Origin of the sequence: Acinetobacter sp. WC-323 (genome assembly GCF_000314615.1) — a bacterium.
GTDB lineage: Bacteria > Pseudomonadota > Gammaproteobacteria > Pseudomonadales > Moraxellaceae > Acinetobacter > Acinetobacter courvalinii.
On sequence record NZ_AMZS01000022.1, the window covers coordinates 41,387 to 60,301 of the forward strand.

An 18,915-nucleotide genomic window follows, 5' to 3' on the forward strand; every position below is an offset into this window, starting at 1 on the left:
ACGATAATCTGACAAATTTTTCTTGGGGAAATGTGATGCAATTACAACTTAAACATTTAACGGTCTGTTTGCTGTCCATGATGCTGGTGGCTTGCGGTGGTGGTTCAGATGGCAGCGGTACAACACATCATACTGAGCCACCGAACAATGATCATACCACGGCTGGAAATGCTGGTCTGGTTCCCGACGATGGAAGCAGTGAGTTGCCAGGCGATGGGACACCTGAGACACCGAATCAAGGTGGCGCTACGACAACAGAAACACCATCGATGCCTCCTGCTATGGAAAAGTATCCTGAACCCAACAAGGATGTGATCGATGCAGCGGTATTGGGCTTTTATGATTACGATAAACTCGGACTGCCAAGAATATTACGCAATGATTTAAATGGCGGATTTGCGGCAATGTTGCAATTTGCACAAAGCCATGTGGTCAATCCTAACCAGAATGAAAAAGATTCGATGCCACGCTTAACCGCGGAAAAAGATGCGTTGTTACTGGTGACGCCATTGGCAGAAATGGGTGATCTGCAGGCATTAAATGTCGAAATTTATCGGGATAATCAACTGCTACGAACGGTTAAATTGAAAGAACCCTCAAGAATTGCAGCTTCGGATCAATCCAATACCGATGGGCGTCCGCCTGTCAGTTATTCGACGCGGGCATGGACAGTCGCGTTGAAGTGGCATGAAATCCGCACAGGTCTGCATCTTCGGGTGATTGATCCAGTGAATAATCGTAGTGGTGATTTAACAGCAGACAAGATTGATCTGGCCGCACCTGGTGAATTGGTGCTACAGAATATCCGTTTAGGCTTATTAACCGATCCGCCGAAATCAACAGGACATTATATGTTGCTTGAGCCTGCCAAAGCGGGCACTGATTACTTCCAGACCATTCCGGCGGCGCGTATGATCGTTGCAAAATATGATGATTTAAAACTCGATAGGGTCATGGTTGCAAGCGGTGTTATTTATGACACAGTCAGTGCCACAACAGGGGATGTATATAGCGGTGATATGCGTGAAAATACCGCCAAGTCGACTTTCGGTGTCGGCATTAATCTCGCCAACTGGGGTATCACCAGTGCGTCAATGGCGAGTCAGGAACAACCTCAGTTGACTCAAAGTGTGGTAGCGCATTATGCACGCGGGAAATATAGCAATGGTGAGGCAACGCATGGCCTAAGTGGCGGTAATGGCATGTTGACCTTGATCGATTCTGTGGGCAATGAATTTAGCCACGAGATCGGCCATCATTATGGGCTTGGACATTATCCTGGCGCAGAAGGGAATAATATGTTCTGGGCTGCGCATCATGCGGACAGTGGCTGGGGGTATATCGCCTTTAGAAACAAAATGCGTGGCAATCTTAACTGGACCAATACCATTCTAGGCGATGGTACCAATGGCGTACCGAACTTCCTGAATAAATATGCCTATGGTTGGGATGCGATGTCGGGCGGTGCAACTGCCAGTAGTATTTCCAAATATACCCATTACACCGGTTATAGCACCTACCTAAAAATTCAGCCGGCTTTTGATCGTTATGTATGGGATGAGAGTTCGCCGACCGGTTATAAAAAGTGGAATGCCAGTACCCGTATGATGGAGGTTGCACAGCCTAAAACGCCAAATTCAAGTAATGTCTGGTATAACCGTGCCGATGATGGTAACTATCTAAAACCAAGAATGTTTGGTGTGCCTGTGTATACGATTTTAGGGGGGTACGATCCAGAGGCGCAAGTTGGTTTAATTTATCCGGCAGCAAAAGGAAATTGGGGGAATGTATTTGATCTACCGCAAGTAAATCCAGCTGCTGTAACCGCAAATTGCTGGCTCAATGTACAGTTTGCAAGTGCAACACAAAATATTGCTTTGGCACCGCAGCGCATGAATGGTAATGCCAATAAGTTCCATATTAATCTGGCACAAAGTGAGGCACCGCAGCAGGTCAAGCTTTATTGTAAAAAGGCCAATCAGGCAGCAGTTTTATTGTCGAGTATGTCGATTCCTGTCAATACGCCTGCTTTAACACCAGCAGTTGATATTGGTAAGGAGGCAGAATATTCAGCTCTAAGGTCAATTGAGTTACCGCAGCTGGAACAGGCTTTGCTCGAAAATAAGAATAAGGCTGTTATAAATCTTTCACCTGAATCTAAATTGCTGTTTGATTCATATCGAAGCTTTAAGGATCAGTTATCCTCAGATGCACAAACTGAAATGGTGCGTTATACCCAGCAGCAGATTAAGCTTTATCGTTTAAATCGCTGGATCAATGTCTATCGCTCGGATTTAAGCAATTTGAATCCTGATGCGGTAAATGCCTTTCAGGCCTTTATTGAAAAACTGGAACTGAAAGATGATCTGAGTTTTGCATCAGGAAGTAGCTTGTTAAACAGAAGCAACTGTTTAAAAGCCGAGAAGTTGGCAAATGGACAGCTCAATGCCTTTATTAGTGGAGCGACGGGTTGTGTTGGGGATGATTCGGAAAAATGGGTTTATGATGCCTTGGGCAAAATCCATAACAAGCAATATATTGATCAATGCCTCACCACTACGGCTGGAAATGTGATCAATCTGATGCCATGTGGTACTGCAAATAGTCAGGTTTGGGAGATGGATACTGTTGCACAGGCAATAAAGCAGTCAAATCAGTGTTTTGATCTGGAAGGTGGGTATCTAAGCAATAATCGTGCACGCTTAATCCGTTATCGCTGTACCAATGGGGCCAATCAGAAATGGAGTATTCCGGTAATGAATCATAGTCTGCTACTTGCAGGACTATCTGCCAGGAATTTACCAATCGCAGCTAAGGCTTTATCAGTAATACCTTAATTACTATAGTATCTAAGTTGATTTTATAAATAAAAAATATGAAGCTCTTTGGGGCTTCATATTTTTTCATCAATAAAATGTCCTAAAAAGTTAAAAATAATAAAAACGGTACTTTTAAAATCAGTCTTTTTTCGTCATGATAGGTAAATAAAAAGAGAAAACCGACACATAATTGGATAAAAAGATGTTATCAAACACAATTTATTTATGGGAGCCTGAGATTTTTACAGGCAAAGTGCCCGCAGAAGATGATTCTCAACAGGTTGCTTTTGAGCTGCATCAGCAATATTGCAACACTTCCAGTCAGGGTAAAACATTACAGGCCTGGTTGGAGTTGTTTTCAGATAAAATTTGTGATCCGCAATATCAAGCCTATTTCTCTGAGCCTACTCAACAATGGGTGCAAGGGCTCAAGAGCAAATTTGCTCAAGGATTATGTGCCAGTGTGCAAGTTGAAGTGCTGGCCAATGAGGCTCAAAATGATGCGATGTATCGGGTTTTTTATGAAACGGTTCAAGAGACCGGGGTCGGGTTTTATGAGCCGAATTATAATGTGTGGGCAATTGGTGAATTGCAGTCTCCTGAAAATGCCGTCTCAAATATGCTGCAACCGTATTTATTGGAGCCATTAGAGTTAAAACAAATTCAGCCTGTACAAGAGGCGAAATCGCTGTTGCAAACAGGTGATTTTGAGATGCCACATAATATGGCTGCCGCAGAGCAACTGATTGGTCAATGGTTTAAACAGCAGGACGATACCCGGCATCTCAAGCTTGATGTGTTTAATGTAGCGCATGATTTTATTTCTAACTGGGGCAATATTGGTCGACCGGAGCTGGCGCTGGATACGGGTTACCGGTGTTTTTTATTGACCCAGAAACAGCTGGGTGTGTTTTATCAATTGAAGATGGTGCTGAGAAAACTGACCATCAGCCCCATGCTGTCTTTTGCAATGGATTTTACCGATCATTTTATTCCTCAGCACTTGCAGGAGCAGTTATCTGAACGGTTGATTTTTAGGCTGCGTTCGATGGATGTGCATCGGCGTGCTAATGGGGAATATAATCCAGAACCTTGTTTTGCATTAACGGGACGTTGGGAAAGCAAGGCTAATATTCAGGATTTCTTTAAACAGCTGGATGCTTATATTGCTTTTATCTTTACACATCTGGGGCACGGCAAACTGGAAGCGCTGCAAGCGTGGGCCTATGGCGATATGCCGGCAGACTTTATGGTGGATCTGGATTTTCGTTTTGAATTGATGATGATTGCACTGAGTCAGGATCATGATTATCTAAATGAGCGCTATCAGTTTTATAAACGGTCTTTTACTCAGCACAATGCGCGTGCGCGTGATCTGGGGTTGCTGGAGGAAAGTTATAAGTTCTGTCAGAAACTGATGCTGCTTGTGAAAGAGGCGGGAACAGGTTTACAGCCATATTTGATAAACTGAAGACAATAAAAAAGCCCGAAAATTCGGGCTTTTTTATATGCATCAAATTAGTTAGCTAATGCTTTAACTTGAGCGTTCAAGCGGCTCTTATGACGAGCAGCTTTGTTTTTGTGGATGATGCCTTTATCAGCCATACGGTCGATTACAGGAACAGCTTTTTTGTAAGCTTCTGTAGCAACAGTATAATCACCAGCAGCGATCGCATTTACAGTACGTTTGATGTAAGTACGAACCATAGAACGCAAGCTTGCGTTGTGTTTACGTGCTTTAACGTTTTGACGAGCACGTTTTTTAGCTTGAGCAGAGTTTGCCACTCGTGCACTCCTTGAAAATAAGTTGGTCTGGGCGGGCTGAAGTTAAAACCAAAATAACATTGGCAACATTCACCAGCCCGTAAACAAGTGCCATATTTTGAGGAAACTAAGCCCCGAAGTCAAGTCTTGTGATACTTTTAAGTACATTTAACAGGTGATAATCGTCCAATAAAACGTTACATTAAGCCTAGTCATGGCTTGGAAGAATTAAAAATGAGAACAGGTGATAAAAAAGCAATTGTAATTGGTGCGACAGGACTGGTCGGTCAGGCACTGGTGGATGAACTGCAACAAGCTGAAGATTTTGACACGATTACCGTAGTCGTCAGGAAAAATTCAGAAACATTAAACGCTTATAGCAAGGTCACTCAGCTGATTCTGGACGACTTCCTGTTGTTGAATGATGAAGATGTCAATGCCTATACCCACGCCTTTAGTTGCTTGGGAAGCACCATTAAACAGGCGGGTTCCAAAGAGGCTTTTTATGCAATTGATTATGAAATCAATGCGCATTTTGCTGATTTGATTCAGGACAAAAATATTCATTTATTGCTGGTAAGTGCGTTGGGAGCGAACGCAAACTCGCCAATTTTCTATAATAAAGTCAAAGGTGAACTAGAAAATTACCTGAAAAGCCTGTCAATTTATAAGCTATCAATTTTCCAGCCCTCACTTTTAATCGGCAAACGTAGTGAGGTTCGCCTGCTTGAAGATCTGGCACAGACAGCATTTAAACTGGTCGAAAAAACCTGGACTCGGCCGTTTAAACTTAAACCTGTTACCGCAGAACAATTGGCGCATACTATGCGGGTTGCAGCACAAACCCAGACTGCCGCATTTAAACTGTACGATAACCTGAGTATACAACAAAGCAAATAACGGAGAATTTCAGTGAGGACAATTCCTTTTGTAACCTGTGATTTGGTAGATGATAACCCTGAAAAAGAGCTGCAAGTGGTCACACCTTCTTTAGATGGTAAATTCTTTAAAAGCTATGGCGCGCGTAAAACCTTTGGTGGTCAAGTGGTGGCTGTAAAGTGTTTTGAAGATAACTCACGTGTGAAAGAACTCTTGGCCACCGATGGTAGCGGTAAAGTTCTGGTGGTTGATGGTGGGGCGTCGATGCGCTGTGCCCTGATGGGCGACATGATTGCCGAGTCAGCGGTGAAAAATCACTGGAATGGCGTCGTGATTTATGGCTGTGTACGGGATGTAGATGCACTTGCAGAACTGGATTTGGGCGTACATGCGTTGGCTGCAATCCCGCAAAAAAGTAATCGTAAAGGCATAGGCGAAGTCGATGTTAGCTTGTATTTTGGTGGTGTGACAATCAACTCGGGCGATTATATCTACGCAGATAATAATGGCATTGTGATTGCAAAAGAAAAATTAGTCGACTGCTAAAAGGAGAGTGCGATGCTGAATAGGGTGAATCACCAGCTCAAGGTTTTACAATCGGTTGTTGCCAGTGTAATTGAAGGCGGACGAGGGGCAATGGGAACACCATTCCCTAATCAGCCGGCAAAGGCAATAAAACTGTATGAGTTTGAAGGTTCACCATTTTGCCGCCGTGTCCGTGAAGTGATCACCTTACTGAATCTGGATGTAGAAATTTATCCATGTCCTAAAGGCGGGCAAAAATATCGACAGATCGTCAAAGCCAAAGGTGGGAAAAAACAGTTTCCCTTTTTGATTGATGAAAATACCGGTGACCAGTTATATGAGTCACAAGTCATTATTCACCATCTGTTTAAGCACTATGGCAAAACGGGGAAAACACCGAAAAAGTATAGCCATTATCCAAAACTTCCGTATGTGTCTACGTTGGCCACAGTCGCTAACGCAGCGCGTGGCGTCTGGATTGATCCGCAGATTGTTGATCGTCCAGCGCCAGCGCAGTTATTGGAACTGTGGAGCTTTGAGGCGAGCCCATATACTCGTTTGGTGCGTGAAGTCCTGACCGAGTTAGAACTGCCCTATATTTTGCATAATGTACCGAAAGAACGTTGGCAGGATATGGGGCCAGCCGTGTTGCGTCTAAAGCCCGGTAAGTATATTCCGTTGCCGAATGGCAAACGTGAAAAGGTGGTTGAGGTCATGGGACGTGATATTCAGGTGCCTTATCTGGTTGATCCAAATACAGGTGTGAAAATGTTTGAATCTGCCAAAATTATGAAATATTTAAAGAAGCAGTACAGCGCATAACGGTTCAGAAAGCATCTGTTACAAGGTGCTTTTTTATATCAACTGATGTGATGGTTGCTTCAAGCCTGGATTTAACGGTTTAATAGATCTGAAAATAGTCATATGATCTACCCAAAATGTTAAGTCAATTTACCAATCTCTTCAAAAGTTCTAAACAAACACCTGAGCAGCTATTTCTAAAAGAACACGCTTTGTCTTTTGATGCTGAACAGGGGCCAATTTTAAATGGTGTGGTACTGAATGATTTGGGTTTTCGTCTGGAATATTTCTCGAACCGAAAATTAGAACGATTTGATGATTTAGAAAAGCTGTTCCGGATTGCACCGCAAATTAATGAAAAAATTGATCTGGAATTACACTCGCAACGTTTTGTTGAGCAGTTGGGAAATAATGAAGACAATCTCAAAGAACTCAAGCAAGCGATTAAAGTTTTAAATGATTATTATGTGAAGTTTAAACGGGCGAGATAGAGCAGTATAAGTGCAACACTATCTATCAAATAACCAACACATATAAGGTGTGGCTACAAAAGTGTAGTCTTACCCTATATTCGGGTATGAACTTTCATAAAGATAATAACTAGAGACAAATGCATGGCACATCGTATTTATTTATATAATGTTAATAAAGATAAACAGCATAGCGATTTGGGCTATCTAGGTGAGTGGAAATATGAAATTCCACAGTTGTTACTTCCGCTGTTTTTTGCACAACCTTCCCGTAAGGAGCATTTGCTGTACTTTGATCGCCAAGGTGGTGTTGAGTACTTACAACGTTTTTACGATTTATTAAATGAACAATATCAATTCAGTGAACAGGCGGGCTGTGTAGAGGCCCAGCAGACCATGTTCGAGCTGTTACAGCACTTGCCTTATGAACAGCTAGAAATGGATGCCACTGATGTCTTTAATATGAATGATGACAGTCATCGTTTACAGGCACAGCAATGGCTTGAAGACATCCTGGAGAAAAAAGCCTTGTATGATCAGGCTCTGGAGCAGCGGGATCTAACTATTCTGGATGTGGTATTGGCCAGAACGGGCTATGAAAACTTTCTGGATATCTTACAGACAGATTGGGTGCAATGGGGATTGGGCTATTGGGAAGAATCACTTTATCGCGATGCATCGGAAAGCTTTGAGGAAAATGGCCTATGGGGACTCAGAAACCGTCAGGGAGAAGTTGTTCTTGCGCCGCAGATGAACGAGATCTGGGCATTTAATGATGAGGGAATCGCCGTATTTGAGCACAATGCACAATATGGTTATCTCAATCATTATGGGAAGATTCTGCTCGAAGCACAGTTTGCAGATGCCTATGACAGTTTTCAGCTGGATGGTAAAAATTATGCAGTGGTGCATCCACAGGAAAAGCCGGAATTAGAAGGCCTAATCTGTGTGGAAGATGGTCAATGGGTGATTCCCGCCTGCTACGAAGCAGTAGAGCAGCTACGTTACTCTGATGTTTTTAATGTATTTAAAGCAGGCCAGTATCGTCTGGTTAATCTCCAGCATCAGGCTATTGTCGCTGAATCATCGGACCATCCTTTCGATCTGGATTATTTAAATGAACAGGTTAAGCTGTATTACTGTGCACAAACAGGCTCGGCAAAGAGACGTTATTTCCTGAGTAACGGCAGCTATCTGGGAGAGTATATTGAAGATGTACTGCAACCGCTCAGTAATGGCTATTTATGGGTCAAGCCGAATAAGTTCCAGCGCAAGATTTGTGTATTAAAACCAAATGGCGAGTTACTGATTGATGATATTGATCAGCTAAAGGAATGGTCGGGTTATGGTTATCGTAGTTTTGCTTATTGCAAAAATAAGCAATGGTCTGTCTATCACACCGAAACCCATCGCTTTTTGTTAGCGCAAGGTATGGATAAGCTGATTGAGGGGGAATATCTGCATGAACTCGAGGATATTTATCCTTTTGAACATGTAGGGCAATATGGTCTGTTTGATGCCAAGCAACAGCAATGGCTGATCCCGCTTGCCAATCAGTTTGAGCGTATCCAGCATGTCAGTTACGGCGTGTTCCAGTGCATCACGACCGCGGGAAGCTATTACTACGATGCAAAACAAAACATGCTGGGAACAACAAGTTTTGATTATATTGCGCCGGCAATTGAGCGTTATGATCCGGAACAAGGACTATTAACTTTATTCAAAGCGCTGAATGTATTTTTTATCAACCCGCAGCGTCAAATGGTACAAGCTAAGCCTGATCAGATTGCCCAGTTTTATCTGCGGCGCTTTAATTTCCAAGGCAAGGATTTAAGATTTTTCGAGCAGTTCTATTCACGCTGGAAAGCTGCTCAAGGCGATAGCTATTTTGGTCAGCTGAAGGTCAATACCTTGTTAAAAATGGCGCAATCTTTTGAAGAACATCATGATATTGCCCAAGCCATACAATATTATCAAGCTGCTGCGGATCAGGGGGATAGTGAGAGTATGGTGGCCTTGGGCCTGATTTATAATAACGGTGAAGGTGTGCAGCAAGATTATGTGCGCGCGCTGGACTATTACTGGCAAGCAGTGCAACTGGACAATTCGTGGGGTTGGAACAATCTGGGGTGTATGTATCTTAACGGGCACGGGATTGAGCAGGATGTCCAGCTGGCGATTGAATGTTTTAACAAGAGTGCACAATTGGGGAATGGCCAGGCCTGCAAAAATCTGGCAGGGTTTTATTATGACGGGATTGACGTTGAACAGGATCTGGAGCTTGCCAAAACATATTATCAACGTGCCGAGCAGCAGTTTTATTTCAGTGGAGAACAGCTTGCTGATATCTACTATCAACAGGCGGCATATGCTCAAGTTGCCAAGCTGATTAAGCGTGATAAAGACGAGGCATATACGGCGATCTATTATGCACTGATGTATGAAGCAGGGCATCAGTTTAAGCAGAATATTAAAAAGGCCATTCAATATTTTGAAAAGGCATTGCAGTATGCTGATTATGCTTATGCATTGAAGCAGTTACTGCATTATTATGCTGAATCCGAACAGTTTAAAAATCCTGAAAAATATCAGCATTGGCAGGAATATATCGTAAGTAATGCTATACAACTTGATGAATCTGCATCTGATTAAGCAGGGCGTAAGCGCAGTAAAGCACTAAGCAATAAAAAAGCTGAATCAAGTGATTCAGCTTTTTTTGCTTCGGTCGGTGAGCAATTATTTTTCAATAATCGCGGTTACACCTTGACCACCCGCAGCACAGATCGAAACAAGGATACGACCTGTACCTTTTTGGTTTAAGATTTTCGCAGCAGTCGCAATGATACGACCACCTGTAGCGGCGAATGGGTGACCCGCAGCTAAAGAAGAACCTTTAACGTTGAGCTTGCTACGATCAATTGAACCTAAAGGTGCATCTAGACCTAAACGCTCTTTACAGAATTTTTCATCTTCCCAAGCTTTCAAGGTAGAAAGCACTTGTGATGCAAATGCTTCGTGGATTTCATAGTAGTCGAAATCTTGAAGTTTAAGGCCAGCACGCTCAAGCATACGTGGAACTGCATAAGCAGGGGCCATTAATAAGCCTTCTTTCTTGCCCACGAAATCAACCGCAGCAGTTTCAGAGAAAGTCAGGTAAGCAAGGACTTCGTGACCATTGGCTTTCGCCCATTCTTCAGACGCTAAAAGAACGCATGACGCACCATCAGTTAATGGTGTAGAGTTACCTGCTGTCATGGTTGCAGCTTCGCCTTTACCAAACACTGGTTTTAATTTTGCCAGTTTTTCGGCAGTTGAGTCAGCACGTAAGTTATTGTCACGGCTTAAACCCAGGAATGGCGTAATTAAGTCATCGAAGAAACCTTCTTCGTATGCTTTTGCCATTTTTTGGTGAGAAGAGGCAGCTAGCGCATCTTGTTCTTCACGTGGAATACCCCACTCAAGCGCAGTGATTGCTTGGTGGTCACCCATTGATAAACCGGTACGTGGTTCACCATTTTTAGGTGCATCCATCAGGTCTTTTACATTGATTTTCGCTAAAGCTTTTAAACGGTCTTTACCTGTTTTGGCAATGTTAAGCTCAAGCAGGGCCTTACGTAAGCCGTCACCGAAAGCGATTGGCGCGTCAGAAGTGGTATCAACACCACCTGCGATACCCACTTCGATTTGACCTAAAGCAATTTTGTTTGCGACCAGGAAAGCGGCCTGTAAACCTGTACCACATGCTTGTTGAATGTCATAAGCAGGGGTTTCTGGTGCAAGTTGCGTATTTAATACACATTCACGTGTCATGTTGAAATCACGGCTGTGCTTTAATACTGCGCCCGCAACCACTTCACCTAGGCGTTGACCTTGCAGGTTGAAGCGCTCAACCAAACCGTTTAACGCAGCTGTAAACATGTCGATGTTAGAAGCTGTGAAATAAGCGCCGTTAGAGCGAGCGAAAGGGATACGGTTACCGCCGATAATGGCAACACGGCGCACAGTGTTTTGGCTCATGGTTTTATCCTGTTGAACAGAAGGTTTGGTTGTTTTAGCAGTCGCTGCTTTCGTCGTTGTAGAAGAAGCAGCGCTTTTTGCAGCACCTGCACTACGTGTTGTAGAACGGGCACGCGTTGTTTTTGGTGTCGTGGTTGCTGCTTTTGGAGTTGTGCTCGCAGTTTTACGTTTCGTAGAAGCTGCTGTTGATGTATTTGACACAGTCTCCTGAGCAGAATTGTCGACTGCTGGATTTTCTTGAGTTGTTTTGCTCATAAGGCTTTTCCAAGCATAATTGCGATATTCTTGCTACAAACATACCATATTTCCCATATAGCTGTATTGACTAGAATGACGCTTGCGACCACATTCAGGTCAAGACATCCAGACATGAACTCAAGTATGATTTGTAATGAGTCAATCAGACATTGATTTCATGCCATATCCCAACATGATTCATGTGTTTGTAACAAATTCATTTGTATGAGAGATAATAACCATGACTGATCAATACCAAGCATTTACACAATCACCTTTAGGTAAATTTGTTGTAAAAAATTTAGGTTTGCCATCACCAGTGACGCTAGATCGTTTTGAAAGTGCCCAACCTGTTGTGAATGGGGCAGTATTGCTTGGCGCAGCACCATCAAGTACGGTTTCTGCTGCGATTGCTCAAGTTCTTAGCAATATTCATGCAGATAGCTATGTCGGTAATAATGTTGAGTTACAGCAGACTGCTGCAAAAGTCGGTTTAAATCTGCGTCCATTAAATGCCGATGATAAAGAATCTAAATTCAAAGCGGTTGTATTTGATGCCTCTGGCATTCAGGATTCTGAGCAGTTAAAAGAGTTGTATAACTTCTTCAATCCAATCGCTCGTCAAATCTCAAGTTCAGGTCGTGTGATTGTGATCGGTACCACACCTGAAACTGCAAAAACAGTCAAACAGGCGATTGCACAACGTGCGCTTGAAGGTTTCATCAAATCTGTTGGTAAAGAATTCAAAAAAGGCATTACTGCTCAAGTGGTTTATGTTGACCAAGGTGCAGAAGCGAATCTTGAATCAACTTTACGTTTCTTGATTTCACCACGTTCTGCTTATGTATCAGGTCAAGTGATCCGTGTATCTAAAGCTGATGTGGCGGATCTGGACTGGGCGAAACCACTTGCAGGTAAAACTGCATTGGTTACCGGTGCGAGCCGTGGTATCGGTGAAGCGATTGCACATGTCTTGGCACGTGATGGTGCACATGTCATTTGTTTAGACGTTCCGCAACAACAAGCGGATCTTGAGCGTGTTGCAGGTTCAATTGGCGGTTCAGTACTCGCAATCGACATTACAGCTGCGGATGCGGGTGAAAAAATCAAGACTGCTGCTGCAAAACAAGGCGGTTTAGACGTGATCGTTCACAATGCAGGGATTACCCGTGACAAAACATTGGCAAATATGAAGCCTGAGCTTTGGGATCTTGTCATTAACATTAACTTGTCTGCCATTGAGCGTGTTAACGATTACTTACTATCTCATGACGGTTTAAATGCCAATGGCCGTATCGTTTGTGTATCATCAATCAGTGGTATCGCGGGTAACCTCGGTCAAACCAACTATGCAGTATCTAAAGCAGGGGTGATCGGTCTGGTTAAATTTACTGCGCCGACATTGAAAAATGGTATTACTATCAATGCAGTTGCACCAGGCTTCATTGAAACGCAAATGACTGCTGCGATTCCATTCGCGATTCGTGAAGCTGGTCGCCGTATGAACTCAATGAACCAAGGTGGTTTACCTGTAGATGTAGCTGAAGCAATTGCGTGGTATGCGTCTACTGGTTCAACAGGTGTGACTGGTAACGTGGTACGCGTCTGCGGTCAAAGCTTGTTAGGTGCTTAACAACTTCAAGCTATAAAATCTCCCTTGCGGAGCGAATACTCCTCACCCTCTTTAAAAAGAGGGGAATTCCTAAAAATTAAAACCTGTATAATTTGTGGAAGCTCCCTCCTTTATGAAAGGAGGGTTGGGGAGGATTCCTAAAATATAAAAGGTTTATTATGAATACACGTCATTTTAGTCAGTTGCCAAAACCTTATTTAGCTTATCCAAAAGTCATTCAAGGTCTCATTTTCAAAAAGCCAAAAGGTGAAAAAGTTCTGCCACAAGTGGAGTATGTGGTAGATACACTTAAAATTGATAGCAAACATTTAGAAAGCTATAACGAGATTTGTGGTTTTAAAAATGATGGTGTCGTACCTGCAATTTATCTGGCGGTTTTGTCGCAAAGTCTGCAAATGCACATGATGACCAGCGAAGCATTTCCATTCCCAATCTTGGGTTTGGTGCATATCCGTAACCAGATCAAGCAAATACGTAATATTGGCGTGAATGAGCAAATCACGTTGTCGTGCAAGTTTGGTGAATTAAAACCGCACGACAAAGGTTTGCAATTTGATTTTATCACCACTGCGAAAGTAGACGGTGAAGTGGTGATGGAGAGTTTAACCACTTATTTATCACGTCAGAAAACTGAGAAAAAAGCAGGTGAGAAGGCTAAAGATACGCAAGAACCCGCTTATCAACCACAGGCAGAATGGAATATTTCAGAAAATACGGGTCGCCGTTATGCGGTGATTTCTGGCGACTTTAACCTGATTCATATCCATGCCGTAACTGCAAAAGCATTTGGTTTTAAACAGGCGATTGCACATGGTATGTGGAGCAAGGCTAAAGCTTTGGCGAGCATTGAGCTTCCAGCAGCTTATGAGGCAGATGTCTGGTTTAAATTGCCAATGTATTTACCTTCAACGGTTGAGTTCCTCACCGCAGCTGAATCAACGCAAACAGATTTCCTGATCCGTAATCTGAAATCTAAAAAGCCACATGTGGCAGGTACAGTGAAGGCACTTTAATCCATTCTTAAATTGCAATGCTCCCTGTTGTGCGCAATAGGGAGACCATAAAAACATAAATATCATAAGGAATTGAGCTTTGATTAAAGAATTATTATTTGCTGATACACATCATTATCACGGTAGCGTTGATGAACGCTTTATTGATCTGGCTCACCAGTTTAGCCGTTTACAGGATGCACGTAGCCAGCAAGGTGGCGCGGCATTGGTGGTGTATTTTCAGGGGCAGAAAGTTGTTGATATTTTCACGGGGAAAAAATCTCAACATGAAGACTGGCAAGCCGATACCTTGGCCATGTGCTATTCAACCGGTAAGGGGATTCTTGCAACGCTGGCTCATATTTTAGTGAGTGAAGGTGTGCTGGATTATGAGCAGCCGATTGCACATTATTGGCCTGAGTTCGCTCAAAATGGCAAGGCCAATATTAGCTTGCGTCATGTGTTATCCCATCAAAGCGGTTTGTTTGATATTCGCAATATGATTGATACTGCCACAGAAATGCTGGATTGGTCGCATATGCTAGATGTGGTGGCTGCAGCAACACCGCGTTTTATGGCAGGGCAAAGCTATGCTTATCAACCTTTGACCTATGGCTGGATTCTCGGTGGTGTCATTGAAAAAGCAGCCAAACAGCCGTTAAGCTGGCTGATGCAACGATATCTGGTACAACCGCTTGAACTGGATGGTGCTTATTTTGGAACGCCTGCTTCAGAATTAGATCGTGTTGCACGTTTATTGGAAAAACCCAAAACGGCATCTCAAGCTAAACCGCAGAACAAGAAAAACAGTCAACCCCGTAAAGCCTCTTTATCGGAACGCTTATTGGAGCTTTCAGGACAAAACCCGCAAGATTTTCAGGATGCCATGATTCCTAAAGGGATGCGCCATTTTAGCTTTTATAGTGATGAGGGCTTACAAGCGGTCATTCCGGCAGCCAACGGTGTATTTACTGCAGATAGTCTGGCTAAAGTGTATGCCATGCTGGCCAATCAGGGGCAATGGCAAGGTCAGCAACTGATTCGACCAGAAGTGTTCAAGCAACTCAGTACGGTACAAAGCAAAACACGTGATCAGGTCATGCCGATTCCAATGCACTGGCGTTTGGGCTACCACCGTATTCTCACCCTGGGTAAACGTGCGCCCCACGGCTTTGGACATGTGGGCTTTAATGGCTCGGGAGCTTGGTGTGATGTTGATCGTGAACTGAGTTTTGCTTATACCCACAATTTTAATGTGACTTCAGCAACTGGTGATTATCGTTTGTGGGGCCTGAGTCAGGAAACATTACGTTGTGCCGATGCAATTTTAAATGGGCGCAAAGGCTGGTTTTAACCATCCTTTTACCAACTTGAGCTTGAATAAAAATGACAATATTAAGAACACATATTGAATTTTGTAGCGATGCATTTCCTCAGACCCAAAATGAAATTGATCAATGGGAAGGGCAGATTTGGGCAGAGAGTCTAGCAAAATATTTAGTTGAACAGTTCAATCAGCAAGGTATTACAAGTGATTACTGTTTAGAAGATTGGGGCTGTTTTATTGAGTTAGACAATGAACAGTATCCACATATAGGGATTGGATGTAATCGTTATGAGGACGAGTACAAAAATAGTTTTTTAATTTTCCTGCATCCCGCTACACCTACTATTCGTAAATGGTTATTTAAAAAAATTGATATTTCAAATCAACTCAATTGTATGGCAGATACAATTGAGAAAATTTTAGCTCAACATTCTGAAATTTATAACATCAGATGGTGGGATGAACAGGAGAAATAAATTAAAGAAACAATTCTGCCTGAATCATGGCCTCAGTATGACGTTTAAAATCAGCTTCATTTAAACCATTCAGCCCGAGTTTGTAAATTCCTTCCAAACCACATACAAATGCAATTAACCGCCATGCAATGTCATGGCTATTGCTCTCAAATTGAAACTCTCCCTGTGCCTGACCTTCATTGATCATATTGACAATGGAAAGATGCCAATCTTGCATGGCGATATTGTAGGCCCGTTTAATTTCTTCATCTTGGTCAATCAGCACTTCAGCTTCATTCCAGAGTCTTAAATAAGGCTGAATCTGTTCAATATTTTCGCAACCCAGCAGGAGGGAAAGACGTTGTAAGGCGTTGGCTGTGCTGACCTGATTTTCAATTTCGTCCAGTTGTTGCATCAGTTTGATAAATGCTTCTGCTTTTAAATGCGAGCTGGAAGCAAAATGATGATGAACTTGTCCTGTCGAGGTTTGCGCTTCGGTGGCAATACGGCGTACGGTCATCGCAGAAAAACCTTCATTTAAGGCGACCTGCATGGCTGCCTGTAGAATCATTTCACGACGTTGTTCGCGATTTAAATAAGCCATTCTTTGTTTGCACCTCTACCAAGATATAAATCGGGAACACACTAAACCAAATTTAAAAGTTGGACGAGTGTTCAATTTTGGTTATAATGACATCAATTTGAACAATTGTCCAATTTAGAGGCATTTATGTCACGCAAGTGGTTAATTCTTGCAATCGTTGTATTGATCTATATTCCTGTCGCGATTGATGCAACGATTTTACATGTGGCGACACCCACTTTGAGCGAGTCGCTTTCTTCCTCAGCCAATGAGCTGTTATGGATTATTGATATTTATTCACTGGTCATGGCAGGGCTGATTTTACCGATGGGTGCATTAGGTGATCGAATCGGCTTTAAACGCCTGATGATGACTGGTGCTATTTTATTTGGCCTTGCTTCATTGGCAGCCGCATTCTCTCCAACGGCATTGGCATTGATTGCTTCACGGGCTTTATTGGCCGTGGGTGGGGCAATGATTCTGCCTGCCACTTTATCTGCAGTTCGTAATACCTTCCTGGATGAAAAACAACGAAACTTTGCTTTAGGGATTTGGGCAACAGTCGGCGGTGGTGGTGCAGCCTTTGGTCCGTTACTTGGTGGTTTCTTATTGGAGCATTTCCATTGGGGCGCAGTATTTCTGATTAATGTGCCTATCATGATCGTCGTGGTGGTATTGGCTGCACTCCTGATCCCGAAGCAAACAGGCCAACCCAAGCAAAATCTGAATTTGTTACAAGCCTTAGTCTTGGTGGTTGCGATCCTGAGTATGATCTATGCCGTTAAAACCGTGATGCATGGTTTTACGGTATGGACGATATTGATTTTTGCAGTCGGTTTTAGTTTGTTAGTTGGCTTTATCCGTAAACAGCTCACCTCAACTTCGCCAATGATCGATATTCAATTGTTTAAACATCCGGTGATTGCAACGGGCGTGGTGATGGCAATTGTCTCCATGATGGCGCTGGTCGGTTTTGAATTACTGATTTCGCAGGAACTGCAATTTGTTTACCAGCTTTCACCATTGGCTGCGGGTGCATTTATTTTACCGTTTATGGTGGCGATTAGTTTAGGTGGTCCAATTGCCAGTATACTGGTCAACCGTTTCGGTCTGCGTTCGGTGGCATCGCTGGGCATGTTGATGAGCGCGGTAAGTCTGTGGGGCCTGGCCAATACAGACTTTATGCAGGCGAAGATGCAGGTCTGGAGCTGGATGGTTGTGCTGGGAATCAGCGTAGAAATTGCTTTACTGGCGTCAACCTCGGCTATTATGTCGTCAGTGCCGCCAAGTAAAGCCACGGCAGCAGGGGCAATTGAAGGCATGGCCTATGAATTGGGAGCAGGGCTAGGCATTGCCTTTTTTGGTCTGATGTTATCATGGTTCTATGCCAACTCGATTGTAGTACCACCCGATGTGCCATCTGGCATTATTGAACAGGTGAGTAGCTCGATTGGCGAGGCAGTTCAAGCTGTCAAGCAATTACAACCCATGATTGCTGAGCATGTGATTACAGCTGCAAAACAGGCTTTTAGCCAATCGCATCGTTCCGTGTTGAATGTGGCAGCCTTATTATTCTTGATCTTGTCGATCTTTATCTGGTTTGCTTTACCAAAGCGAGTCAAGGTCGTTGAGGAATAATGATTAACCCTGATCTAAAGTAGTTTGGATCAGGGTGTTTTTTTGTGGTTGAGCTTAAACTTTTAAAAATTTAACTTATTATTTTATAGCTTGTAGAATAAGATTGGATAAATGCATGAATATCAAAATGATATGAGAGTTTAAGCTATGGATGAGTTTTTTGAATATTTTATAGAGTCTGTAGGAGAGCCATGTGCTTATATTGAAGTACCATCATTAGCTTATAAAAAATATAAGGGGATATTGCCAGATGCATTATTATCCTATTGGGAAGAATATGGGTGGTCTCCCTTTGCAAACGGATTGATATGGTTAACCAATCCGGAGGACTACGAAGATATCGTACAAGAATGGATAGAAGGAATTCCTAAACTTGAAGGATTAAAATGGTATGTTTTTGCTAGAACTGCATTTGGTAGTATATATGCATTTCAGCCAGAAAGTGCTCAGATAATAGATATACTTTGTGTTAAAGGTACTATTGTTGGTAGTAAAGAAGTAATGCCAATAAACAAGGAGTTGGAGATACAAACATTTTTTTCTAGTTGTAAAAAAAGAACATTTGATCTCGAAGATGATCATGGTAATTCATTATTTGATCAGGCATTCGAAAAATTTGGAGCACTTGGAACGAATGAAGTATATGGTTTTCAGCCATTTCTAGTGCTTGGTGGTAGAGAGTCGCTTGAGAATATCCAAAAAGTGCCATTGGATGTACATTTGGATATTATGCGCCAATTTACTGATCTCCAGTTATATTCGATTTGAGGAAACA

At 42.8% G+C, this 18,915-nt stretch carries 16 protein-coding genes; 13 read left to right on the forward strand and 3 right to left on the reverse strand.

Annotation, left to right across the window (positions count from 1 at the left end):
* The first annotated feature begins 35 nt into the window (after nt 1–35).
* Nucleotides 36–2,837, forward strand: a complete 2,802-nt coding sequence (locus ACINWC323_RS15815; protein WP_009508550.1) for a M66 family metalloprotease — start codon at nt 36–38, stop codon at nt 2,835–2,837.
* Nucleotides 2,838–3,021: 184 nt separating this feature from the next.
* Nucleotides 3,022–4,290: a hypothetical protein gene (locus ACINWC323_RS15810; RefSeq protein ID WP_009508630.1), complete on the forward strand. Its 1,269-nt coding sequence runs from the start codon at nt 3,022–3,024 to the stop codon at nt 4,288–4,290.
* Nucleotides 4,291–4,337: 47 nt separating this feature from the next.
* On the opposite strand, the gene rpsT is transcribed toward ACINWC323_RS15810, so the two are convergent.
* Nucleotides 4,338–4,604: a 30S ribosomal protein S20 gene (gene rpsT / locus ACINWC323_RS15805; RefSeq protein WP_004771687.1), complete on the reverse strand. Its 267-nt coding sequence runs from the start codon at nt 4,602–4,604 to the stop codon at nt 4,338–4,340.
* Between the two features lie 213 nt (nt 4,605–4,817).
* On the opposite strand from rpsT, the gene ACINWC323_RS15800 reads away from it, so the two are divergent.
* The 5 genes from ACINWC323_RS15800 (at nt 4,818) to ACINWC323_RS15780 (ending at nt 9,910) form a co-directional block, all read left to right on the forward strand.
* Nucleotides 4,818–5,483: an NAD-dependent epimerase/dehydratase family protein gene (locus tag ACINWC323_RS15800; RefSeq protein WP_009508594.1), complete on the forward strand. Its 666-nt coding sequence runs from the start codon at nt 4,818–4,820 to the stop codon at nt 5,481–5,483.
* 12 nt (nt 5,484–5,495) lie between these two features.
* On the forward strand, nt 5,496–6,008 hold the full coding sequence (gene rraA, locus ACINWC323_RS15795) for a ribonuclease E activity regulator RraA (protein ID WP_009508575.1): 513 nt from the start codon (nt 5,496–5,498) through the stop codon (nt 6,006–6,008).
* A gap of 12 nt (nt 6,009–6,020) precedes the next feature.
* Nucleotides 6,021–6,809, forward strand: a complete 789-nt coding sequence (locus ACINWC323_RS15790; RefSeq protein ID WP_009508590.1) for a glutathione S-transferase N-terminal domain-containing protein — start codon at nt 6,021–6,023, stop codon at nt 6,807–6,809.
* 116 nt (nt 6,810–6,925) lie between these two features.
* On the forward strand, nt 6,926–7,279 hold the full coding sequence (locus ACINWC323_RS15785; RefSeq protein ID WP_009508639.1) for a hypothetical protein: 354 nt from the start codon (nt 6,926–6,928) through the stop codon (nt 7,277–7,279).
* 123 nt (nt 7,280–7,402) lie between these two features.
* Nucleotides 7,403–9,910 carry a tetratricopeptide repeat protein gene (locus tag ACINWC323_RS15780; protein ID WP_009508601.1) on the forward strand — a complete coding sequence of 836 codons (2,508 nt, stop codon included), beginning with the start codon at nt 7,403–7,405 and terminating at the stop codon, nt 9,908–9,910.
* An 84-nt stretch (nt 9,911–9,994) separates the two neighbouring features.
* Here the strand turns inward: ACINWC323_RS15780 and ACINWC323_RS15775 are convergent, their stop codons facing one another.
* Nucleotides 9,995–11,530 (reverse strand): acetyl-CoA C-acetyltransferase, encoded by a 1,536-nt coding sequence (locus ACINWC323_RS15775; protein ID WP_009508589.1) that lies wholly within the window; start codon nt 11,528–11,530, stop codon nt 9,995–9,997.
* Between the two features lie 223 nt (nt 11,531–11,753).
* Here ACINWC323_RS15775 and ACINWC323_RS15770 point away from each other — a divergent pair, with 223 nt between their 5' ends.
* The 4 genes from ACINWC323_RS15770 (at nt 11,754) to ACINWC323_RS15755 (ending at nt 15,940) form a co-directional block, all read left to right on the forward strand.
* Nucleotides 11,754–13,145 carry a 3-oxoacyl-ACP reductase gene (locus tag ACINWC323_RS15770; protein ID WP_005229792.1) on the forward strand — a complete coding sequence of 464 codons (1,392 nt, stop codon included), beginning with the start codon at nt 11,754–11,756 and terminating at the stop codon, nt 13,143–13,145.
* Nucleotides 13,146–13,303: 158 nt separating this feature from the next.
* Complete coding sequence (locus ACINWC323_RS15765) at nt 13,304–14,158, forward strand: MaoC family dehydratase (RefSeq protein WP_009508607.1); 855 nt, start codon at nt 13,304–13,306, stop codon at nt 14,156–14,158.
* A gap of 79 nt (nt 14,159–14,237) precedes the next feature.
* A complete protein-coding gene (locus tag ACINWC323_RS15760) occupies nt 14,238–15,491 on the forward strand; it encodes an EstA family serine hydrolase (protein WP_009508623.1) in 1,254 nt (417 codons plus the stop codon).
* Between the two features lie 32 nt (nt 15,492–15,523).
* Nucleotides 15,524–15,940, forward strand: a complete 417-nt coding sequence (locus ACINWC323_RS15755) for a hypothetical protein (RefSeq protein ID WP_009508626.1) — start codon at nt 15,524–15,526, stop codon at nt 15,938–15,940.
* 1 nt (nt 15,941) lies between these two features.
* Here the strand turns inward: ACINWC323_RS15755 and ACINWC323_RS15750 are convergent, their stop codons facing one another.
* Entirely contained in the window at nt 15,942–16,523 is a 582-nt protein-coding gene (locus ACINWC323_RS15750; RefSeq protein ID WP_009508627.1) for a TetR family transcriptional regulator, read from the reverse strand.
* A gap of 126 nt (nt 16,524–16,649) precedes the next feature.
* Between ACINWC323_RS15750 and ACINWC323_RS15745 the strand changes: the two genes are divergently transcribed.
* Together ACINWC323_RS15745 and ACINWC323_RS15740 are read left to right on the forward strand one after the other, a co-directional pair.
* Nucleotides 16,650–18,140: an MFS transporter gene (locus ACINWC323_RS15745; RefSeq protein ID WP_009508595.1), complete on the forward strand. Its 1,491-nt coding sequence runs from the start codon at nt 16,650–16,652 to the stop codon at nt 18,138–18,140.
* 147 nt (nt 18,141–18,287) lie between these two features.
* Nucleotides 18,288–18,908, forward strand: coding sequence for a GAD-like domain-containing protein (locus tag ACINWC323_RS15740; protein ID WP_009508592.1), 621 nt, complete (start codon nt 18,288–18,290; stop codon nt 18,906–18,908).
* Nucleotides 18,909–18,915 lie beyond the last annotated feature (7 nt).

Coding starts and splice junctions, on each gene's coding strand:
- ACINWC323_RS15815 (WP_009508550.1), top strand. CDS start 36: ATGCAATTACAACTTAAACATTTAACGGTCTGTTTGCTGTCCATGATG.
- ACINWC323_RS15740 (WP_009508592.1), top strand. CDS start 18,288: ATGGATGAGTTTTTTGAATATTTTATAGAGTCTGTAGGAGAGCCATGT.
- ACINWC323_RS15810 (WP_009508630.1), top strand. CDS start 3,022: ATGTTATCAAACACAATTTATTTATGGGAGCCTGAGATTTTTACAGGC.
- ACINWC323_RS15755 (WP_009508626.1), top strand. CDS start 15,524: ATGACAATATTAAGAACACATATTGAATTTTGTAGCGATGCATTTCCT.
- ACINWC323_RS15800 (WP_009508594.1), top strand. CDS start 4,818: ATGAGAACAGGTGATAAAAAAGCAATTGTAATTGGTGCGACAGGACTG.
- ACINWC323_RS15775 (WP_009508589.1), bottom strand. CDS start 11,530: ATGAGCAAAACAACTCAAGAAAATCCAGCAGTCGACAATTCTGCTCAG.
- ACINWC323_RS15770 (WP_005229792.1), top strand. CDS start 11,754: ATGACTGATCAATACCAAGCATTTACACAATCACCTTTAGGTAAATTT.
- ACINWC323_RS15790 (WP_009508590.1), top strand. CDS start 6,021: ATGCTGAATAGGGTGAATCACCAGCTCAAGGTTTTACAATCGGTTGTT.
- ACINWC323_RS15750 (WP_009508627.1), bottom strand. CDS start 16,523: ATGGCTTATTTAAATCGCGAACAACGTCGTGAAATGATTCTACAGGCA.
- ACINWC323_RS15780 (WP_009508601.1), top strand. CDS start 7,403: ATGGCACATCGTATTTATTTATATAATGTTAATAAAGATAAACAGCAT.
- ACINWC323_RS15745 (WP_009508595.1), top strand. CDS start 16,650: ATGTCACGCAAGTGGTTAATTCTTGCAATCGTTGTATTGATCTATATT.
- ACINWC323_RS15785 (WP_009508639.1), top strand. CDS start 6,926: ATGTTAAGTCAATTTACCAATCTCTTCAAAAGTTCTAAACAAACACCT.
- ACINWC323_RS15765 (WP_009508607.1), top strand. CDS start 13,304: ATGAATACACGTCATTTTAGTCAGTTGCCAAAACCTTATTTAGCTTAT.